The sequence below is a fragment of the Amazonocrinis nigriterrae CENA67 genome (assembly GCF_016056305.1).
GTDB lineage: Bacteria > Cyanobacteriota > Cyanobacteriia > Cyanobacteriales > Nostocaceae > Amazonocrinis > Amazonocrinis nigriterrae.
In genome coordinates this window covers 1-1,460 of the sequence record NZ_JAECZC010000088.1, presented here as the reverse complement: position 1 = coordinate 1,460, position 1,460 = coordinate 1, and the positions used below count along the sequence as shown (strand labels likewise).

Annotated in this window: 1 protein-coding gene; it reads left to right on the top strand. The window is 48.4% G+C overall.

Features of this window, described 5'->3' with window-relative positions; translation table 11 throughout:
- Window positions 1-232 precede the first annotated feature (232 nt).
- Window positions 233-1,282, top strand: a complete 1,050-nt coding sequence (locus I8748_RS29600; RefSeq protein ID WP_198128066.1) for a M20/M25/M40 family metallo-hydrolase — start codon at window positions 233-235, stop codon at window positions 1,280-1,282.
- Window positions 1,283-1,460: the final 178 nt, after the last annotated feature.

The window sequence follows — 1,460 nt, the reverse complement described above, 5'->3', positions numbered from 1 at the left end:
AGCTGGGGGAGATGGGGGAGATGGGGAGGATAGTTTTTCACTCCTAACTCCTAACTCCTAACTCCTAACTCTTAACTTCTAACTCTTAACTCCTAACTCCTAACTCCTAACTCCGCGCCTCAGCACTCACCTAGTGCGGAACTGTAAGTGAAGTTGCGATCGCTGTCAAAAGACGGGTTGTCAAACTTGGCGATCGCGTTACCCTAAGTCTGGAAGCCAAGGATAAGTTTACATGAAAAAATGGATTTGGCTGGTTGTGTTGGGTCTGGTGGCAGCTGTCGTGGTGGGTAGTAGAGGTGCTGCACTCAATGAGTTGTTTGAGCAGCGTCCCTCACCAGCTATTGTTGAGCGCATTCGGGTGAATACACCCCAACCACAGCCACAGCCAAAGCAAGTGCAGAGTACCCCACAAGTTTCTACTCTTCGGCTATTAGCCCACATCCAAAATTTGAATTTTCAGCGTTTCACGCCAAGCGAGCGATCGCGTACTCGCACTTACATTACAACAGAACTCAGAAAATTCGGCTGGCAGCCCCAACTGGAAAAGTTTGCCCAAGGTGTTAATGTCTTTGCACAACGACAGGGAACTGATAAAAAAGCAGGAGCAATTCTCTTAGCTGCACATTACGACACTGTTGGCTACTCCCCCGGTGCTGATGACAATGCTACTGGTATTGCGGTATTGCTAGAGACTGCCCGGCTTCTTGGTGCAAATCCAACACCACGGACATTACAGTTAGCTTTTTTTGACAAAGAGGAAGCGGGACTTTTGGGTAGTAAAGCTTTTGTCACCAAGACAGAACACTTGCAAAACTTACGTGGCGTTATAGTTATGGATATGGTGGGTTATGCTTGCTACACTGCCGGATGTCAAAAATATCCTCCAGGATTGCCTGTTATCCCACCCAGCGACAAGGGCGACTTTCTAGCCGCCATTGGCGATACAGAACATTTACCTTTGCTCAATGCCTTTCAAAACGAAAAGACCTCAAATCAGGAGGGATTGAATCTGCCGTCTGTCCTGACACTGCCTATTCCTCTTAAAGGTTTGTTGACACCCGATACTCTACGCAGCGACCATGCACCATTTTGGTATCAAGGAATCGGTGCAGTACTGGTGACTGATACCGCAAATTTACGTACTCCACATTACCACCAACCCAGTGATGTACCTGCGAATATAGAGCGATCGTTCTTCACAGGAGCAGCACAGGTTGTAGTAAATACAACTAACACATTGTTATCAAAGAACGATAATTTGGCAACTCAACCACCAATTTGATACAAGAGTTAGGAGTTAGTTGTCAGTTGTCAGTTGTCAGTTGTCAGTTGTTATTCCCCCCATTGCCCCTAATCCCCAACGCCACATGCGCGGCTGCCGGGGAACCCGTCCAACGCAGTGGCTCCTCCCTTCGGTCGTGGGGGCCCCGAGTTCCCCATCTCCCTCATCCCCCCATCTC